The sequence below is a fragment of the Kribbella sp. NPDC050459 genome (genome assembly GCF_040655315.1).
Classification (GTDB): domain Bacteria; phylum Actinomycetota; class Actinomycetes; order Propionibacteriales; family Kribbellaceae; genus Kribbella.
In genome coordinates, this window is record NZ_JBFAJQ010000007.1 from 198854 (window position 1) to 217344 (window position 18491).

The window sequence follows — 18491 nt, forward strand, 5'->3', positions numbered from 1 at the left end:
GGCCGGGGTCAGGCTTTGACCAGCCAGTACGTGAGCTGCAGGTCCTCTTCGGTGCCTTCGGCAACGTCGACGAGGGTGACGCCGACCGGTGCCTCCTGGTGGAGCTCGACGGCGAGGACCTCGCGGGCGATCTCCTCGGCGTGCTTGCCGAGGGCATCACTGAGCTCGGCGTCGGTCGAGGTCACCCACACCGTGATCCGATCGGACACTTCGAGGCCGGCGTTCTTCCGGGCCTCCTGCAGGGTGCGGACGACCTCGCGGGCGAGGCCGGCCTGCTTCAGCTCCGGCGTCACCTCGAGGTCGAGGGCAACGGTCTCACCCTGCTCGTTGACCACCGACCAGCCTTCCTTCGGCCGCTCGGAGACCAGCACCTCGGCCTCGGAGACCTGGACCTGCTCGCCGTCGACCACGACCGTCGCCGTTCCGGACTCCTTCAGGGCGGCGGCCAGCGCGCCGGCGTCGGCCGCGGCGATCGCAGCGGCGACCACCGGGGTCTGCTTGGCGAACCGCTTGCCGAGCTCCCGGAAGTTGCCCTTGGCGGAGAACTCGACCAGGTCCGCGCCCGCCGAGGACAGCGGTGCGACGGTGCCCACGTTGAGCTCGTCGGCGATCTCCTGCAGCAGCTCCGGCGACAGGTCCGCGATCGCGGCCGACCCGACCAGCGCCCGGGCCAGCGGCTGCCGCGTCTTCACCTTCGCCTCGGCGCGGGCCGACCGGCCGAGCTCGACGACCCGGCGGGCCATCGCCACGTGCCGCGCCAGGGTGTCGTCGACGAGCGTCTCGTCGTACGTCGGGAAGCTCGCCAGGTGCACCGACTCGGGCAGGCCGGGCGTGACCGGGCGGAGCACGTCCTGCCAGACCCGCTCGGTGACGAACGGCGTCAGCGGCGCCATCACCCGGGTCAGCACGTCGAGCGTCTCGTGCAGGGTGGCCAGCGCGCCCGCGTCACCGGACCAGAACCGGCGGCGTGAACGGCGGACGTACCAGTTCGAGAGCACATCGACGAACGAGTTGATCAGCAGGCCGAGCCGCTGCGTGTCGAACGCGGCGTACGCCTCGTCGGTGTCGCGGACCAGCCGGTGCGTCTCGCTGACCAGCCAGCGGTCCAGCACCGAACGCTCCTCGACAGCCGGCGCGTCAGCAGGCGACCAATCGGCCAACCGGGCGTACAGCGCGTGGAACGCGACCGTGTTCCAGTAGGTGAGCAGCACCTTCCGGACGATCTCGTTCAGCACGTTCGGCCCGATGCCGCGCGCCTTCCACGGCGACCCGGAGGCGGCCATGAACCAGCGCACCGCGTCGGCGCTGTGGTCGTCCATCAGCGGGATCGGCTCGAGGATGTTGCCCAGGTGCTTGGACATCTTCCGGCCGTCCTCGGCGAGGATGTGCCCGAGGCAGACGACGTTGCGGTACGACGACTCGTCGAACACCAGCGTGCCGATCGCCATCAGCGTGTAGAACCAGCCGCGCGTCTGGTCGATCGCCTCGGAGATGAAGTCGGCGGGGTACGTCTCCGTGAACTTCTCCTGCGAGCCCTCCACCCACGGGTAGCCCCACTGCGCGAACGGCATCGAGCCCGAGTCGTACCAGGCGTCGATGACCTCGGGCACGCGCCGCGACTCGGCGCCGCAGGTCGGGCAGTCGAAGGTGATGTCGTCGACGTACGGCCGGTGCGGGTCGGTCGCGCTCAGGTCGCGGCCGGCCAGTTCGCCGAGCTCCGCCAGCGACCCCACGCACACCTGGTGGTCCTCGCCGCAGCGCCAGATCGGCAGCGGCGTACCCCAGTAGCGGGACCGGGAGACGGCCCAGTCGATGTTGTTGCGCAGCCAGTCGCCGTACCGGCCCCACTTGACCGACTCCGGGAACCAGTTGGTCTTCTCGTTCTCGCGGAGCAGCGCGTCCTTCACCTGCGTGGTGCGGATGTACCAGGACGGGAGCGCGTAGTACATGACCGGGGTGTGGCAGCGCCAGCAGTGCGGGTACGGGTGCTCGTACGGCACGTGCTTGAACAGCAGGCCGCGGTCCTTGAGGTCCTTCACGAGGTCCTCGTCGGCCTTCTTGAAGAACTGCCCGCCGACCAGCGGTACGTCGGCGTCGAAGTGACCGGTCGTGTCCACCGGCTTCACCACCGGCAGGTTGTACGCGCGGCCCACCGCGAGGTCGTCCGCACCGAAGGCGGGAGACTGGTGCACCAGACCGGTGCCGTCCTCGGTGGTCACATACTCGGCCAGGACGACGTAGTGCGCCGGCTCGTCGAACGGCACCAGCTCCAACGGCCGCTGGTACGTCCAGCGCTCCATGTCGCGGCCGGCGTACTCGCCGGTGACCGTCCAGCCCTCGCCGAGACGGTCCAGCAGCGGCTTGGCGATGACCAGCGACTCGTTTCCGTCGGTGGCCACCACGTACTCGACGTCGGGGTGCACGGCGACGGCGGTGTTCGACACCAGGGTCCACGGCGTGGTCGTCCAGACCAGCAGCGACGCCTTGCCGGCCAGCGGGCCGGACGTCAGCGGGAAGCGGACGTACACCGACGGGTCGACGACGGTCTCGTAGCCCTGGGCGAGCTCGTGGTCGGACAGACCGGTGCCGCAGCGCGGGCAGTACGGCGTGATCCGGTAGTCCTCGACCAGCAGGCCCTTCTCGTGGACCTGCTTCAGCGACCACCAGACCGACTGGACGTACTCCGGGTCCATCGTCTTGTACGGGTGCTCGAGGTCCACCCAGTAGCCCATCCGGACGGTGAGCTCGTTGAACGCGTCGACATGCCGCAGCACGGACTCGCGGCACTTCGCGTTGAACTCGGAGATGCCGTACGCCTCGATGTCGGGCTTGCCGTTGAAGCCGAGCTCCTTCTCGACCGCGACCTCGACCGGGAGGCCGTGGCAGTCCCAGCCGGCCTTGCGCTCGACCCAGAAGCCCTTCATGGTCCGGTAGCGCGGGAACACGTCCTTGAAGACGCGGGCCTCGATGTGGTGGGTGCCGGGCATGCCGTTCGCGGTCGGAGGGCCCTCGTAGAACGTCCACGGCGTGCCGCCGGCGGACTGCTCGAGGCTCTTCGCGAAGGTGTCCTGCTCCTCCCAGAGCGTGAGCACCTCGCGCTCGAGCGCGGGGAAGTCGACCTGGGCGGGAACCTGCCGCCAGGGGGTGTTTGCCGCCATCTTCTGCGTCCTTCGTCGCGTCCTGCTGTGCTGGACGAGGGACGAAGCACCCGGACCGAGCCGGCTACCGCGCGGTACCACCCTCCTTGGCAACCTTGTGCGGGTTGCCCACTTCCTTAACGAGACACTGCCGGTTCTAATAGGTCCCTACGGACTGTTCTTCCGGCGGCTCCGAGGTGATGGCCTCATCACTGCCTTGCGCTTCGCGGTCCTCAGTGTACGGCGTCGTACCAGATGGCTACGAATCGTTAATCGGTGGTGCGGTAGGAATTCGAGGATGAGAATTCTGTTGCGGGTCCGGCCGGGGGCCTCCAGGACCGCGGTCGGTGGCCGGTACGACGGTCCGTCCGGGCCGGCGCTGGTGGTCGCGGTGGCAGCCCGGGCGGTGGAAGGACAGGCGACGAAGGCTGTCCTGGCGGCGGTCGCGGCGGAGTTCGGCGTACGGCGTTCCGCGGTGACACTGGTGCGTGGGGCGACCAGCAGGGACAAGCTGGTCGAGGTGGAGGGGGAGGAGAACGACATCCGGGCGCGGCTCGAGCGGCTGCTCGGTTGACCTGGGATTGTTACGGACAGTGACGTCCGCAATGCGGTTGTGACGCGCAGAACATCGAGCGGGCTTGAAGAACCGACTACCGTATGTCCACGGTCTGCGCGTCAGACTGGCACGTGATGTGCGCGTGGCCTACTGTCTTGCGACCAGTCCGCTTCAGTCTCCGACTAAGGCAGGGGGTAGCCGCCATGGCTACATCGGCACGGAAGAAGTCCGCCCCCCAACGTTCTGCCGCGGCCAAGAAGAGCGCCCCGGCATCCGGCGAGCCGAAGAAGACGACGACGGCCCGCAAGGCGCCGGCGAAGAAGACCTCGCCGGCCGCCAAGACTTCCGCGAAGCAAGCGGCGACCGCCGCCGGCTCCGCGGCCAAGAAGGCTCCGGCCAAGAAGACCCCTGCCAGGAAAGCGACAACGAAGAGGGTGGCCATGAAGACGAACGAGAACAGGACTCCGGCGACGGCGCCGGGGAAGTCCGCAGCCCACACGGCCGAGACCTTCAAGGTGAAGCCGGGTGAGGACCCGTGGACCGCTGCCGAGCTGGCCGAGCTGCGGGCGGAGCTGGAGGGTGAGGTCGAGCACCTCAAGCAGGAGATCCGGGACGCCGAGCAGGAGATCGCGGGCCTGTTCCGGGACGGCAGCGACGGCGCCGGCAACGACCAGGCGGACGTCGGCTCCACCACTCTCGAGCGGTACCACGAGCTGACCCTGGCCAACAACGCCCGGGACATGCTGAACCAGATCGAGTTCGCGCTGACCCGGATCGACGACGGCACGTACGGCGTCTGCGAGAACTGCGGCAACGCGATCGGCAAGGGTCGGCTGCAGGCGTTCCCGCGTGCGACACTGTGCGTCTCATGCAAAGAACGCCAGGAACGCCGCTGAACGACCCTGCCTCGTCTCACCAGGTGGGGGACGAAGACACTCCGGAACCGGCCGACACCGCGTCGGCCGGTTCTCCGTCGTCCGATGACGCTGTCGCGGACGGCGGCGGCAGTACGACCCCCGGTAACCGGTCGTGGAAGTGGACCGTGGTGTTCGCGGGAGTCGGGCTGCTGATCCTCTTCCTGGATCAGTTGACCAAGGCGCTGGCGCTGGCGCACCTGACGCCGGGCGAGCCGGTGAACGTGATCGGTTCGCTGCTCAAGTTCAACCTGATCCGGAACTCGGGTGCCGCGTTCAGCCTCGGTTCCGGCTACACGCCGTACATCAGCGTCATCCAGATCACGGTCGCGCTCGGCGTCGTCTACCTGTCCCGCAGGCTCGGTTCGGCGGGCTGGGCGGTCGCGTTCGGGCTGCTGTTCGGCGGCGCGGTCGGGAACATCCTGGACCGGATCTTCCGGGAGCCGTCGCCGTTCCACGGGCACGTGGTCGACTTCCTGCAGACCCCGCACTGGGCGATCTTCAACGTCGCCGACATGGCGGTCACGTCGGCCGCCGTCCTGCTGGTGATCCAGACGCTGCGCGGGATCCGGCTGGACGGGACCCGGGAGCAGCGGAAGTGACATCAGGGACATCCGGGAGCTCCCGGACCGTGATGGTGCCGGACGGTCTCGCGGGGGAGCGGCTGGACGCGGCACTGTCCCGCCTGTTCGGTGTGTCCCGGACGAAGGCGGCCGAGCTGATCGAGTCCGGCCTGGTCCAGGTCGACGGCGTGCCGGCGCCGAAGTCGTCCCGGGTCGCGGCCGGTGTCCTGCTCGACGTCGAGCTGCCACCGCCGCCGTCCGAGGTGACCGTCGTCCCGGAGACCGTGGACAACCTGCGGATCGTGTACGACGACGACGAGATCGTCGTGGTGGACAAGCCGGTCGGCGTTGCCGCACACCCGTCGCCCGGGTGGACCGGCCCGACCGTGATCGGGCACCTGGCCGGCGCCGGGTTCAGCATCTCGACCAGCGGCGCCGCCGAGCGCAAGGGCATCGTGCACCGGCTGGATGTCGGGACGTCCGGGCTGATGGTGGTCGCGAAGACCGAGTACGCGTACACGGTCCTCAAGCGCGCCTTCAAGGAGCGCACGGTCAAGAAGATCTACCACGCGCTCGTGCAGGGTCATCCCGACCCGTTCACCGGGACCGTCGACGCGCCGATCGACCGGCACCCGCACCACGACTACAAGTTCGGCGTGGTGGCCGGCGGCAAGCCGAGCGTCACGCACTACGAGACCCTCGAGGCGTTCCGGTACGCGACGCTGCTGGAGATCACCCTGGAGACCGGACGCACCCACCAGATCCGCGTCCACATGTCCGCGATCGGGCACCCGTGCTGCGGCGACCTGACGTACGGCGCCGACCCGATCCTCGCCGAACGCCTCGGCCTCACCCGCCAGTGGCTGCACGCGATGCGCCTCGGCTTCACCCATCCCGGCACCGGCGACTACGTCGAGTTCACCTCGGAGTACCCCGAAGACCTCGACCACGCGCTCGACCTCCTCGTCGACTGAGATCCGGGCCTACGCTGAGGGCATGGAGGAATCTCGCCTCGGGGGGACGGGGCGTTGGCGGCTGCCGGCCGAGGTGACGAGCTTCGTCGGGCGACGGCGTGAGCTCGCCGACACCAGGCGGCTGTTGTCGAGCAGCCGGCTGCTGACACTGACCGGGGTCGCCGGGGTCGGCAAGACGCGACTGGCGGTGCGGATGGCCGCCGAGGTACGGCGTACCTTCGACGACGGGGTCTGGTTCGTCGAACTGGACGCGCTGCGGGACCCGGGCCTGCTCGGCCACACGCTGGCCGAGGCGCTCGACCTGATCCAGGTGTCGGCGAGCCCGGAGACGGATGTCGCGGAGTTTCTCGAGGACAAGCACGTGCTGCTGGTGCTCGACAACTGTGAGCACGTGGTCGAGGCGTGCGCCGTGCTCGTGAGCAAGTTGCTGGCGATCGCACCCGGGCTCCGGGTTCTGGCGACCAGCCGGCACGTCCTCGGGGCCGAGGGCGAGCAGATCCTGACGGTGGCGCCGTTGCCGACGCCGCCTGCCGAGTCCACGGACCCCGATCGGTACGAGGCGCTGGTGCTGTTCGCCGACCGGGTTCGCGCGGTGATGCCCGGCTTCGTGGTCGACGAGTCGAACCGGGACCAGGTGATCGAGGTCTGCCGGCGGCTGGACGGCGTACCGCTCGCGCTCGAGCTCGCCGCGGTCTGGATGCGCACGCTGACGTTGCCGCAGATCCTCGAGCGACTGGCGGACCGGGTCCGGCTGCTGCTGGGCGGCGGGGCCACGGATCCGCTGTACCCGCAGGCGCTGGAGGCCGCGATCGGCTGGAGCTACGACCTGTGTTCTCCCGGCGAGCGGCTGCTCTGGGAGCGGCTCTCGGTCTTCGCCGGCGGGTTCGACCTGACCGGTGCGGAGGAGGTCTGCTCGGGCGACGGCATCGAACGCGACGAGGTGCTCGGTCTGGTCGCCGGTCTGGTGAACAAGTCGATCATCACCCGGACGGCGGCGGCCTCGCCGGTGGTCGCAGGCTACGACATGCTGATGACCATCTCGCAGTTCGGCGCGACCCGGCTGGGTGAGCGGACCCGCACGTACCAGTTCCGGCACCGCGACTACTACCGGGCACTGACCGCCCAGTGGGCGACCGGCTCGTTCGGTCCGCGGCAGGCCGACCTGTTCCTGCGGACGCGGCGCGAGCACCACAACCTCCGGACGGCCATCGACTTCTGCCTGGCCGAGCCGGGGGAGGAACCGGTCGCGCTCGAGCTCGCGGCGCCGATCTGGACGTTCTGGTTCGCGGGCCTGCTGCGCGAGGGCCTGCGCTATCTCACCAGGGCACTCGACGCCGCGCCGGCGCCGACGCGGAGCCGCGCGTTCGGACTCCTGGCCGGCTGCCAGCTCGCGATGTTCCTCGGCGAGGCGGAACTGTTCGCGCGCTGGCTCACCGAGTGCGCGGAACTCGCCGAGCAGTACGACGACGACCGGCTGCGGGCCGGGGTCGCCGAGGTGTCGGCGCACGCGATGATCTACGAGGGCCGGGAGGCCGCCGCCGTCGGCGGGCTGGAGCGGGCGCTCGCCGGGTTCCGCGCCGGCGGGGACCGGCACGGTGAGTTCAACTGCCTCTACCTGTTGTCGCTGGCAACTTTCTTCCTGGATGACCCCAGGGTCGACGAGTTCAGCCGCCGGGCGTACGAGCTCGCCGAATCGCGGGGCGCCGTCCAGTCGCGGGCGTACGCGCTCTGGGTGCTCGGCGTCGTGCAGTCGCGCGACCACGACCAGTTCGAGTCGGCGACCCTGCGTTTCCGCGAGGCGATCAGGTCGTTGCGCCCGCTGAACGACCGGACCGGGATCGGGTTCTGCGTCCAGGCGCTGTCCTGGTGCGCCGGGGCGGCGGCGCCCGACGAGCGTGCCGCGCGGCTGATGGGAGCGGCGCGGGCGGTCTGGCGCAGTGGCGTCGTGGTCCGGGAGACGACGCCGTACAGCCGGCTCGACGACCTGACGGCGGAGCGGATCCGCGCGGCGATCGGTGCGCCCGCGTTCGGCGCGGCCTTCGCGCGCGGAGCGGCGTACACCTTCGACGAGACCGTCGCGCTCGCGCTGGGCGAGGACGACGGACGGGACAGGCGTGGGACGCGGCGGAACGGCCGGCGGCTGACGCGGCGTGAGCACGAGGTCGCGGTGCTGATCGGCGAAGGCTGAGCAACCGCGAGATCGCCGACCGGCTGACGGTCTCCCGGCGGACCGCCGAGACCCATGTCGAACACATCCTCGGCAAGCTCGGCTTCACCTCCCGCAGCCAGGTCGCCCACTGGGTCGCGGACCACCCACCTACGTAGTCAACATCCGTATCCGTACTGATGCGCGGGGTCGACGGTCGCGCGAGGCTTGGATCAAGCGTTGTGTGCCACAACGTGGCCGTGGGACCCCTCCCCGCGGCAGGCCGCCTGGATCCCTCCACCCGGGCCGGCCGCAGGTGGACCTGGTGCCCCGAGACCCCGGGCGGTGCCAGGTCCGCCGTCTTGCGCGCCGCGAACTGGTGTGCTCGTGGTCTGATCCACGACCGGATAGCGGGCGCGGCGGGAGCGCGCCGGTGAGCCGATTCAGAACTGTCCACGGGCCCGCATAGGCTGTACCGGTCCACCTGAATCGCGCCCTGGGAGGTCTGCGTCGATATGGCGTCCAGCGACAGTTTTGTGCATCTCCACGTGCACACGGAGTACTCGATGCTGGACGGCGCCGCGCGGATCGACGAGTTGTTCAAGACCGCCCAGGAGATGGGCATGCCGGCGATCGCGACCACCGACCACGGGTACGTGTTCGGCGCCTACGAGTTCTGGCGGACCGCGAAGAAGTACGACGTCAAGCCGATCATCGGCGTGGAGGCGTACCTGACGCCGCACACCCACCGCTCGGAGCGCAAGCGGGTCAAGTGGGGCGACGCGAACTCCGGCCGCGACGACGTCTCCGGCTCGGGTGCCTACACCCACATGACGCTGCTGGCGAAGAACACCTCCGGCATGCACAACCTGTTCAAGATGAGCTCGCTGGCCAGCCTCGAGGGCTACTACTTCAAGCCCCGGATGGACCGCGAGCTGCTGAACACCTACGGCCAGGGCCTGATCGCGACCACCGGCTGCCCGTCCGGCGAGGTGCAGACCCGCCTGCGCCTGGGGCAGTACAAGGAGGCCGTCGAGGCCGCCGCGGAGTTCCGCGACATCTTCGGCAAGGAGAACTACTACTGCGAGCTGATGGACCACGGCCTCGGCATCGAGCGGGACATCCAGAAGGACCTGCTGAAGCTGGCCCGCGAGCTCGGCCTGCCGCTGGTCGCGACCAACGACCTGCACTACACCAAGCCCGAGGACTCCCAGGCGCACGCCGCGCTGCTGTGCGTGCAGTCAGGCTCGACGCTGTCCGACCCGAACCGGTTCAAGTTCGACGCGAACGAGTTCTACGTCAAGACCGCCGCCGAGATGCGCGAGGTGTGGAAGGAGCTGCCGGAGGCGTGTGACAACACGCTGCTGATCGCCGAGCAGTGCGACGTCAGCTTCACCGAGGGCGAGGGCCGGTTCATGCCGCGCTTCCCCTGCCCCGAGGGCCACAACGAGGAGTCCTGGTTCGTCGCCGAGGTCGAGACCGGTCTGCACAAGCGGTATCCGGCCGGAATTCCGGACCAGGTCCGCAAGCAGGCGGAGTACGAGATCGAGGTCATCACCTCGAAGGGGTACGCCGGCTACTTCCTCGTCGTCGCGGACTTCATCAACTGGGCCAAGGAGCACGGCATCCGGGTCGGTCCGGGCCGTGGTTCCGGCGCCGGCTCGATGTGCGCGTACGCGATGAAGATCACCGACCTGGACCCGCTCCAGCACGGCCTGATCTTCGAGCGCTTCCTGAATCCGGAGCGGATGTCGATGCCCGACTTCGACATCGACTTCGACGACCGCCGCCGCCCCGAGGTGATCCGCTACGTCACCGAGAAGTACGGCGACGACCGGGTCGCGATGATCGTCACCTACGGCACGATCAAGGCCAAGCAGGCGATCAAGGACGCCGGCCGGGTGCTGGACTACCCGTTCGCGATGGGCGACCGGATCACCAAGGCGATGCCGCCGTCGGTGATGGGCAAGGACATCCCGCTGTCGGGCATCTTCGACTCGACCCACAAGCGGTACTCCGAGGCCACCGAGTTCCGCTCGCTGTACGAGTCCGACCAGGACGTGCGCAAGATCGTCGACACCGCTCGCGGCCTGGAGAACCTGAAGCGCCAGTGGGGTGTGCACGCGGCCGGCGTGATCATGTCCAGCGAGCCGCTGATCGAGCTGATCCCGATCATGCGCCGCGAGCAGGACGGCCAGGTCATCACCCAGTTCGACTACCCGAGCTGCGAGACGCTCGGCCTGGTCAAGATGGACTTCCTGGGCCTGCGGAACCTGACAATCATGGACGACGCGGTCAAGAACGTCGAGGCCAGCCGCGGTGTCACGCTGGACCTCGACGAGCTGGCCAAGTCCCTCGACGACAAACCGACGTACGACCTGCTCGCCCGCGGTGACACGCTCGGCGTGTTCCAGTTCGACGGCGGCCCGATGCGGGCGCTGCTGCGGCTGATGCGGCCGGACAACTTCGAGGACATCTCCGCGGTCGGCGCGCTCTACCGCCCCGGCCCGATGGGCGCGAACAGCCACACCAACTACGCCCTCCGCAAGAACAAGCAGCAGGAGATCAGCTACCCGCACGACGAGCTCGCCGTCGCGCTGGAGCCGATCCTGGGCACGACGTACGGCCTGATCGTGTATCAGGAGCAGGTGATGGCGATCGCCCAGCAGCTCGCGGGCTACACGCTCGGCAAGGCGGACCTGCTCCGCCGGGCGATGGGCAAGAAGAAGCGCGAGGTGCTCGACGCCGAGTACGTCGGCTTCTCCGAGGGCATGAAGGCGAACGGCTTCTCCGACCAGTCGATCAAGGCGCTCTGGGACGTCCTGGTCCCGTTCTCGGACTACGCGTTCAACAAGGCGCACTCGGCGGCGTACGGTCTGGTCTCGTACTGGACGGCGTACCTGAAGGCGAACTACCCGGCGGAGTACATGGCCGCGGTCCTGACGTCGGTGAAGGACGACAAGGACAAGATGGCCATCTACCTGAACGAGTGCCGCCGGATGGGCATCAAGGTGCTGCCGCCGGACGTCAACGAGTCGGACTCGAACTTCACCCCGGTCGGCACCGACATCCGCTTCGGCCTGTCCGCGATCCGCAACGTCGGCGTGAACGTGGTCGCCGAGATCGTCGCGGCCCGCGAGGAGAAGGGCCGGTTCACCGACTTCGTCGACTTCATCGACAAGGTGCCGCTGCCGGTCTGCAACAAGCGCGTGATCGAGTCGCTGGCCAAGGCCGGTTCGTTCGACTCGATGAGCCACGCCCGGCGCGCGGTCGTCGCGGTGCACGAGCAGGCCGTCGACGAGGCCATCGACCTGAAGCGGAACGAGGCGCACGGCCAGTTCGACCTGTTCTCGATGGGTGACGACGACGCCGACGAGGGCGAGGGCAACAGCCGCCTGACCGTCACGGTCCCCGAGATCGAGGAGTGGGACAAGGCGACCAAGCTGGCGCACGAGCGCGACATGCTCGGGCTGTACGTGTCCGACCATCCGCTGTTCGGTGTCGAGCACGTGCTCACCAACGGCAGCGACTGCACGATCGGGCAGTTGCTCGCCGACGAGGACCGGCCGGACGGCAGCCGGGTGACGATCGGCGGCCTGGTCACCGCGGTCCAGCGGAAGGTGAACAAGCGCGGCGACATCTACGCGATCGTCACCATCGAGGACCTCGAAGGTTCGATCGAGGTGATGATGTTCTCCTCGGCGTACCAGTTGCACGCGCACCTGCTCACCAACGACGCGATCATCTTGATGAAGGGCCGGGTCCGGCGCCGCGAGGACCGGCTCGAGCTGAGTGGCGACGAGGTCGTCGTCCCGGATCTGACCGAAGGCCCGAGCGGCCCGGTCGTGCTGACGATGCCGGTCAACCGCTGCACTCCGCCGGTTGTCGATCAGCTGCGGGACATCCTGACGTCGCACCCCGGCATGACAGAGGTTCACCTGCGCCTGCAGGCACGCCAGAAGACCACCGTCATGCGCATCGGCGACCGCTTTCGGGTGACCCCCACCTCGTCGCTGATGGCCGACCTGAAAGCGCTCCTCGGTCCCTCCTGCCTGGCCAGCTGACCGGCGGTGGAACCCATGCGTCACACTGGCGTCGTGAGTCAACCGGAGTCCTCCCAGTCGCCGTACCTGGCACCCCCGTCGCTGAACCCGTTCGGGAGGCCGGCCGTCGAGGAGCCGCGGCTGCCGTGGGCGAAGGCGGTCCTGGTGACGGTGGTGGTGTTCCTGGTCGCGGGTGTGGTGGCCGGGTGGGCCTGGCAGCAGTTCTCGCCGCTGGCCAAGTACACCGTGGACGAGCAGGGCGGGGCGCTCGGCGAGGAGCAGATGACCCGGATCTTCGGGCCGGACGGCACGTTCACCGCGATCGGCTTCGTGGCCGCCGTGGTGCTTGGTGGGGCGCTGTTCTGGTGGCTTCGCAACTACGGTCCGTGGTCGGTCGCGATCGTCACTCTCGGTGCTTGCCTGGGCGCCGGAGTGTGCTGGGGCGTCGGCATGCTGCTCGGGCACGACCCGATCGAGCCGCGGCTGCGGGCCGCTCACCCCGGTGATTTGGTCGCGGCCCCGCTGGAGCTGCACACCTGGACGCCGGCCGTCTCCTGGCTGATCGGCGCCGCACTGGCCTGCGCGATCATCGCCGCCGCGACGTGGCGCGCTGAGCCTGTTGCAACCACTTCGCAACCTGCTGCGTCAGAATCTGCACCGCCGGTCCACTAGCCTTTTGCAGATCCGGTGGTGAGGCCATCGGAGCCAGCGAGGGAGCATATGTCCGACCAGAACCAACCACCCCAGTACCCAGGTGCCGGTGGTCAGCAGCCGCAGTACGGCCCGCCGCAAGGGCAGAACCTCTGGCCCCAGCAGGGTCAGCAGCCGGGGAGGCCGCAAGGCCAGCAGCCCGGCCAGCACGGTTACCCACAGCAACACCCACAGCAGGGCCAGCAGTACGGCGGCCCGCAGCAGGGTGGTCCCCAGCAGGGCGGTCCCCAGTACGGCGGTCCGCAGGGCCCGGGCCCGCAGCAGGGTGGTCCTCAGCAGGGTGGCGCGCAGTACTACGGCCAGGGCGGGCAGCAGTACCCTCCGCAGCACGGCCAGCCGGGTCAGGCGTCGTACGAGCAGATGCACATCGGCGGTCAGCCGCCGCAGGGCCCCGGGTACGGCGGTCCGCAGCAGTGGCAGCCGGAGCCGAAGAAGAAGCGCGGCAAGCTGATCCCGATCATCGCCGCGGTGGCGATGGTGCTGGTGGTCGCCGGCGGCGGAATCTTTGCCTACGGCAAGCTCGGCGGCGGCGGCAAGCAGCCGGCCGACGTGCTGCCCGGCACCGCGGTCGGTTACGCCCGGGTGGACCTGAACCCGTCGGCCGGCCAGAAGGTCGCGGCGGTCCGGTTCCTGATGAAGTTCCCGTCCGTGAAGGACAACCTCGGCCTCACCGGTGAGCAGGACGACCTGCGGCAGAAGCTGTTCGAGCAGATCAAGAAGTCCGCCGGCGACGACCTCGCCGACGTCGACTTCGACAAGGACGTCAAGCCCTGGCTGGGCGACCGCGCCGGGTTCGCCGCGCTCCCGCCGGCCGAGGGCAAGGACGAGCCGATCCCGGTCGTCGCCGTCCAGATCAAGGACGAGGACGCCGCCAACAAGGGCATGGACAAGCTGCTCGCGAACGAGGACGACAAGCCCGGCCGCGCGTTCACCGACGGCTACATGATCCTCGGCGACGACCAGGCGACCGTCGACGCGGCCGTCGCCACGGCCAAGGACAACCCGCTGAGCAAGAACGCCAAGTTCAGCGCGGACATGGACAAGCTCGGCGAGCAGGGCTTCATCTCGGGCTGGGCGGACGCCAAGGGCCTGGCCTCGATCAGCGGCAAGGTCGGGTCCAGCCAGATCGCCGGGCTCGGTGACGCGACCGCCGCGGTGGCGCTGCGGTTCGACGCGTCGTACGTCGAGCTGAAGGGCATCGCGCACGGCGACAAGAGCGTCAAGGTGAGCTCCGCCGACGCCGCCGACCTGGTCACCAAGCTGCCGGAGACCACCGCCGGCGCGATCGCGATCTCCGGCGGCGAGAACCTGATCGACACCGCCTGGGCGCAGGTGCAGAAGGCGGGCGGCGAGAACCTCCAGCCGATGATCGACGAGATCGCCCAGGAGACCGGGCTGAAGCTGCCGGACGACCTGAAGACCCTGGCCGGCAAGAACCTGTCGGTCTCGATCGACAAGGACACCGCCGACGGCCCGAAGATCGCGGCCCGGATGGAGACCGACCCGGCGAAGGCCGAGCCGGTCGTGCAGAAGCTGACCACGCTGCTCCGCGAGCGGTCCTCGGCGAACATCCCGATCGAGAGCGCGAAGGACGGCGACACGCTCGTCGTCTCGACCAGCAAGGACTACGCCGAGCAGGTGCTGAAGGACGGCGGCCTCGGCCAGACCGAGAACTTCAAGCAGGCGCTGCCCGACATCAAGGGCGCGGTGATGATCGGGTACGTCGACTTCGAGGCGGCCGGATCGGTCAGCGACCGGTTCGCCGACGACAAGAACCTGGCCGCGCTCCGCTCGGCCGGCGTCGTCACCCGCTCCACCGGCGACGGCGAGGCCGAGGTCACGCTGCGGGTCGTCGCGAAGTAGTCAGCACAGCGAACGAAAGCCCCGGACAGAATTGTCCGGGGCTTTCTTCGTGGCTGATGTCGAAAACGGCGGATCGGGTTCTACCTCCTGGGTGAAAGCACCTCGTCACGAAGGAGAAGGACCATGACCCACATCAGCGAGATCCGGACCGTCGGCGTACCGGTGACCGACCAGGACCGCGCGCTGGCGTTCTACACCGGCGCGCTCGGCTTCGAGGTGCTGATGGACGCGCCGTTGCCGCAGCTCGGCGGCCGGTGGATCGTCGTCGCCCCGACCGGCTCGTCGGCGAGCATCGCGCTGGTCCCCGCGAGCGAGGGCAACCCGGCGGGCGTCGACACCGGGATCCGGATGGCCAGCCCGGACGCGAAGGGGGCGCACCAGCACTTCCTCGCCAGCGGCGTCGACACCGACGAGTTGCTCGAGTGGCCCGGCGTACCCCCGATGTTCAGCCTGCACGACCCGGACGGCAACCGCCTCTACATCTCGCAGGCCTGAGTCAGCGGGGCAGTCGTACGCCGGTGAGCGAGGCGCAGGCGTCCAGAAAGGCGTCCTGCGTCTCGCGGTCCGAAGCGGCCGGATGAGTCCGGTGCGGTCGCCGGTGGTAGTAATACCTGCCGCTTCCGGTCTCCGGCGCGGTGGCCAGCCAGACCTGCGTCAGGTGCGCCTGGCCGAGATCACCAGGCGCACCGCGTCCGCCCATCTTCGTCGGGACCCAGCCGGGGTCCACCGCGTTCGACAGCACGTCCGGCCAGAGCCGGGCGACCGCGAACGCCAGCAGGACGTCGTGCAGCTTGGAGTCCGAGTACGCCTGCGCTCCACGCCACCGGCGCCGTACCCACTGCAGGTCGTCGAGGGCGACGTCACCGCCTTCGTGCATGCCGGAGCTGAGGTAGATCAGGCGATGGGGGCGTTCGATCAACGCGGTCAACAGGTACGGCGCCAGCGCGTTGATCGCGAACACGTGCTCGAGACCGTCGACCGTCTCGATCCGCGGCTCCTGGTACCCGACGGCCGCGTTGTGCACGACCACGTCGAACCGCCCGGACGCATTCGCCTGGGCCGCCAGGTCCCGCGTCTGGTCGATACTCGCGAGATCGCCCACGAGCACCGCCGTCGCCTCCGGCACCGCCCGGAGCGCGTCGTCGGCGCGCCGTTCGTTGCGGGCGTGGAGCACGACGTCGTGGCCCTGGGCGACGAGTTCCCGCGCGACCAACTGCCCGAGGCCGTCGGCCGAACCGGTGATCAGGATGCGTGTCACGACTGGAGTCTCACACCAGGACGTGGCCGCCGTCGACGGAGACGATCGAGCCGGTGGCGTAAGGCTGGTTCATCAGGTAGACGTAGGCCGCCGCAATGTCCTCCGGCTCCCCGACGCGCCCGACCGGGAGGTGTTGCGCGGCCTCGTCGTAGTCGATGCCGCCGCGCCACATCGGCGTCCGGACAACGCCGGGCTTGACGGCGTTGACGCGGAGCGGGGCGAGCTCGACGGCGAGGGCGCGGGTCAGGGAGTCCATCGCGCCGCAGATGCTCGCGGCGACCGACCAGCCGGGGCCCGGGCGGTCGCCGGCGGCGCCGGTCGTGAGGACGACCGAGCCGCCCGCGCGGAGCTTCGGTACGGCGGCGCTCACGGCACCGAGCGCACCGAAGTACCGCAGCTCGAAGGCCTGCCGCGCTTGCGCCAGGTCCATCGAGCCGGCCTCGAGGAAGGTCAGCGCCTCGCCGGCGGTGTAGACGAGGTGGTCGAACGGATCGAGACCGGCGAAGAACGCCCGGACGGCGGCGGGGTCGGTGAGGTCGACCGCTTCGCCGGCGGCCGACGCGGGCAGCGCGCCGAGCGCCGCCTTCACGGACTCGGGGTTGCTCGAGGCAACGATCACGGTCGCGCCCTGGGCGGCGGCCAGCTGTGCGGTGGCCAGGCCGATGCCCGACGTACCGCCGAGAAGGACGACGCGGTGGTCCTGCAGAGTCACGGAACTGCCTTTCGTGGTGGGGAATCTCGCTTCCACGATGCGGCGGCCGGGGCGCCGCCGTCCAAGACCTGTTCCGCTCTCTGTAATACCCTGAAGGTATTATGGATCTCGATCTCCGCAAGCTGCGGTACTTCGTCGCCGTCGCCGAGGAACTGCACTTCGGCCGCGCGGCCGAGCGGCTGCACATCGCGCAGCCCGTGCTGTCCCGGCAGATCCGGGCCCTCGAGGACGAGCTCCGGGCCCAGCTGTTCGCCCGCACCCGGCGATCGACCGAACTGACCGCGGCCGGTCGCCAGTTGCTCGACGACGCGCGGCCGCTGCTCGCCGCCGCCGACGCCACGCGGCGCCGGGTGGCCCGGGCCGCGCGCGGCTCGACGACGTTCACGATCGGCTTCATGCCGGGCCTGACCGTGACCGAGGCGGTTCGCGCGTTCGGCGCGACGCATCCGGAGCTCGAGATCGAGCTGATCCGCACCACGTGGGACGATCAGGTCGACGTACTGCACGACGGCCAGGTGGACGTGAGCATCGTCCGGCTGCCGATCGACCAGGCCGGCCTCACCGTCCGCCCGCTCTTCGAGGAGCCCCGGGTCGCGACGCTGCCGGCCGGCCACCGCCTCGCCGGGAAGCCCGTCATCGACATCACCGATCTCGCCGACGAGCATCTCCTGCAGGACCCCGACGCCGTACCGGAGTGGCGCGACATCGCCGTCGAGCTCCGGACCCGGACGGCGAAACCGATCCCCGTGCTGCACAGCGTCGAGGAGAAGCTCGAGCACGTCGCCGCCGGCCGCGGTGTCTCGATCGTCCCGCTGTCCGTCGCCACCTTCTACCAGCGCCCCGACGTCGTCACGGTCCCCGTCGACAACCTCGCGCCGAACACCGTCGCCCTGGCCTGGATCGCCACCCGCCGCTCCCGCCTGCTCCAGGACTTCGCCGGCCTTGCTCCAACGGTCACTTGGACGCACTAGGCGGTGTCCTCAGCCGTTGCTCAGTTGAGGACCCGGTAGCGGATGTGCGTCGCGCGGGGTGTGTCGATCACGCGGACGACCTCGAGCTCGACGCGGTGCGGGAGGACGTCGAACAGCCGCAGACCGCTGCCGAACAGGACCGGCACCTGGCTGAGCTGCAACTCGTCGAGGACGCCGGCCGCCAGCGCCTGCTGCGCGGTGACCGCACCGTGGACCAGCACGTCCTTGTCGCCGGCGGCCGCCTTCGCCTGCGCCATCGCGGTCTCGATGTCGCCGACGACGTGGACGTTCTCGTAGTCGACCGGTGTCGGGTCGTGGCTGACGACGAAGATCGGTACCCCGTGGTGGTGCCCGCCGTAGTAGTCGACCTGCTCCGCCGTACGGCGGCCGACCAGGACCGCGCCGGTGGCGTTCAGCTCGTCCCAGATCTCGCCGGCCTCGCCGTCCGGGCGACCGACCTCGCCGGCGTCGTCCAGGTACCACTCGTGCAACCGCATGAAGTCGTCGCCGCCGGGGTTGCCGGGCCGGTCGTCCGGTCCCGCGATGTAGCCGTCGGCCGACATCGACATCAACAGCACGGATGAAGACATGAGCGTGCTCCCTCGCTCCGGTGGCGCGGTCGGTCCGCGCCCTGTGCCTTCGC

The 18491-nt window shown here is 69.5% G+C and carries 15 protein-coding genes; 11 read left to right on the top strand and 4 right to left on the bottom strand.

The features are described 5' to 3' along the window. Positions 1–8: 8 nt before the first annotated feature. Positions 9–3158, bottom strand: coding sequence for an isoleucine--tRNA ligase (ileS, locus tag AB0I12_RS23785; protein ID WP_359933450.1), 3150 nt, complete (start codon positions 3156–3158; stop codon positions 9–11). A gap of 277 nt (positions 3159–3435) precedes the next feature. Between ileS and AB0I12_RS23790 the strand changes: the two genes are divergently transcribed. The 10 genes from AB0I12_RS23790 to AB0I12_RS23835 all read left to right on the top strand — a co-directional run bounded on the left by AB0I12_RS23790 (position 3436) and on the right by AB0I12_RS23835 (position 15402). Then, on the top strand, positions 3436–3711 hold the full coding sequence (locus AB0I12_RS23790) for a DUF167 domain-containing protein (protein WP_359933452.1): 276 nt from the start codon (positions 3436–3438) through the stop codon (positions 3709–3711). A gap of 185 nt (positions 3712–3896) precedes the next feature. Beyond that, positions 3897–4589, top strand: coding sequence for a TraR/DksA C4-type zinc finger protein (locus AB0I12_RS23795; protein ID WP_359933454.1), 693 nt, complete (start codon positions 3897–3899; stop codon positions 4587–4589). Positions 4590–4612: 23 nt separating this feature from the next. Continuing rightward, positions 4613–5209: a signal peptidase II gene (gene lspA / locus AB0I12_RS23800; RefSeq protein WP_359933456.1), complete on the top strand. Its 597-nt coding sequence runs from the start codon at positions 4613–4615 to the stop codon at positions 5207–5209. Between the two features lie 32 nt (positions 5210–5241). Continuing rightward, on the top strand, positions 5242–6144 hold the full coding sequence (locus tag AB0I12_RS23805; protein WP_359933785.1) for an RluA family pseudouridine synthase: 903 nt from the start codon (positions 5242–5244) through the stop codon (positions 6142–6144). 22 nt (positions 6145–6166) lie between these two features. Then, positions 6167–8332 carry an NB-ARC domain-containing protein gene (locus AB0I12_RS23810; RefSeq protein ID WP_359933458.1) on the top strand — a complete coding sequence of 722 codons (2166 nt, stop codon included), beginning with the start codon at positions 6167–6169 and terminating at the stop codon, positions 8330–8332. Positions 8333–8355: 23 nt separating this feature from the next. Beyond that, complete coding sequence (locus tag AB0I12_RS23815; RefSeq protein ID WP_359933787.1) at positions 8356–8469, top strand: LuxR C-terminal-related transcriptional regulator; 114 nt, start codon at positions 8356–8358, stop codon at positions 8467–8469. 336 nt (positions 8470–8805) lie between these two features. Further along, positions 8806–12354, top strand: coding sequence for a DNA polymerase III subunit alpha (gene dnaE, locus AB0I12_RS23820; RefSeq protein WP_359933460.1), 3549 nt, complete (start codon positions 8806–8808; stop codon positions 12352–12354). Between the two features lie 33 nt (positions 12355–12387). Then, positions 12388–13005, top strand: a complete 618-nt coding sequence (locus AB0I12_RS23825) for a hypothetical protein (protein ID WP_359933462.1) — start codon at positions 12388–12390, stop codon at positions 13003–13005. Positions 13006–13053: 48 nt separating this feature from the next. Beyond that, positions 13054–14907 carry a DUF3352 domain-containing protein gene (locus tag AB0I12_RS23830; RefSeq protein ID WP_359933464.1) on the top strand — a complete coding sequence of 618 codons (1854 nt, stop codon included), beginning with the start codon at positions 13054–13056 and terminating at the stop codon, positions 14905–14907. Positions 14908–15030: 123 nt separating this feature from the next. Further along, entirely contained in the window at positions 15031–15402 is a 372-nt protein-coding gene (locus tag AB0I12_RS23835; protein ID WP_359933466.1) for a VOC family protein, read from the top strand. Between the two features lies 1 nt (position 15403). Here AB0I12_RS23835 and AB0I12_RS23840 read toward each other — a convergent pair whose 3' ends face one another. Further along, positions 15404–16165 (bottom strand): SDR family NAD(P)-dependent oxidoreductase, encoded by a 762-nt coding sequence (locus tag AB0I12_RS23840; RefSeq protein WP_359933468.1) that lies wholly within the window; start codon positions 16163–16165, stop codon positions 15404–15406. A gap of 10 nt (positions 16166–16175) precedes the next feature. Next, a complete protein-coding gene (locus tag AB0I12_RS23845) occupies positions 16176–16877 on the bottom strand; it encodes an SDR family oxidoreductase (RefSeq protein ID WP_359933470.1) in 702 nt (233 codons plus the stop codon). A 101-nt stretch (positions 16878–16978) separates the two neighbouring features. On the opposite strand from AB0I12_RS23845, the gene AB0I12_RS23850 reads away from it, so the two are divergent. Then, positions 16979–17848, top strand: a complete 870-nt coding sequence (locus AB0I12_RS23850; RefSeq protein ID WP_359933472.1) for a LysR substrate-binding domain-containing protein — start codon at positions 16979–16981, stop codon at positions 17846–17848. Between the two features lie 20 nt (positions 17849–17868). Here AB0I12_RS23850 and AB0I12_RS23855 read toward each other — a convergent pair whose 3' ends face one another. Beyond that, positions 17869–18438, bottom strand: a complete 570-nt coding sequence (locus AB0I12_RS23855; RefSeq protein ID WP_359933474.1) for a dihydrofolate reductase family protein — start codon at positions 18436–18438, stop codon at positions 17869–17871. Positions 18439–18491 lie beyond the last annotated feature (53 nt).

What these genes read in the sequence shown, in the direction of transcription:
- ileS (WP_359933450.1), bottom strand. Translation starts at nt 3,158, where the DNA reads ATGGCGGCAAACACCCCCTGGCGGCAGGTTCCCGCCCAGGTCGACTTC.
- AB0I12_RS23790 (WP_359933452.1), top strand. Translation starts at nt 3,436, where the DNA reads ATGAGAATTCTGTTGCGGGTCCGGCCGGGGGCCTCCAGGACCGCGGTC.
- AB0I12_RS23795 (WP_359933454.1), top strand. Translation starts at nt 3,897, where the DNA reads ATGGCTACATCGGCACGGAAGAAGTCCGCCCCCCAACGTTCTGCCGCG.
- AB0I12_RS23805 (WP_359933785.1), top strand. Translation starts at nt 5,242, where the DNA reads ATGGTGCCGGACGGTCTCGCGGGGGAGCGGCTGGACGCGGCACTGTCC.
- AB0I12_RS23810 (WP_359933458.1), top strand. Translation starts at nt 6,167, where the DNA reads ATGGAGGAATCTCGCCTCGGGGGGACGGGGCGTTGGCGGCTGCCGGCC.
- dnaE (WP_359933460.1), top strand. Translation starts at nt 8,806, where the DNA reads ATGGCGTCCAGCGACAGTTTTGTGCATCTCCACGTGCACACGGAGTAC.
- AB0I12_RS23830 (WP_359933464.1), top strand. Translation starts at nt 13,054, where the DNA reads ATGTCCGACCAGAACCAACCACCCCAGTACCCAGGTGCCGGTGGTCAG.
- AB0I12_RS23835 (WP_359933466.1), top strand. Translation starts at nt 15,031, where the DNA reads ATGACCCACATCAGCGAGATCCGGACCGTCGGCGTACCGGTGACCGAC.
- AB0I12_RS23850 (WP_359933472.1), top strand. Translation starts at nt 16,979, where the DNA reads ATGGATCTCGATCTCCGCAAGCTGCGGTACTTCGTCGCCGTCGCCGAG.
- AB0I12_RS23855 (WP_359933474.1), bottom strand. Translation starts at nt 18,438, where the DNA reads ATGTCTTCATCCGTGCTGTTGATGTCGATGTCGGCCGACGGCTACATC.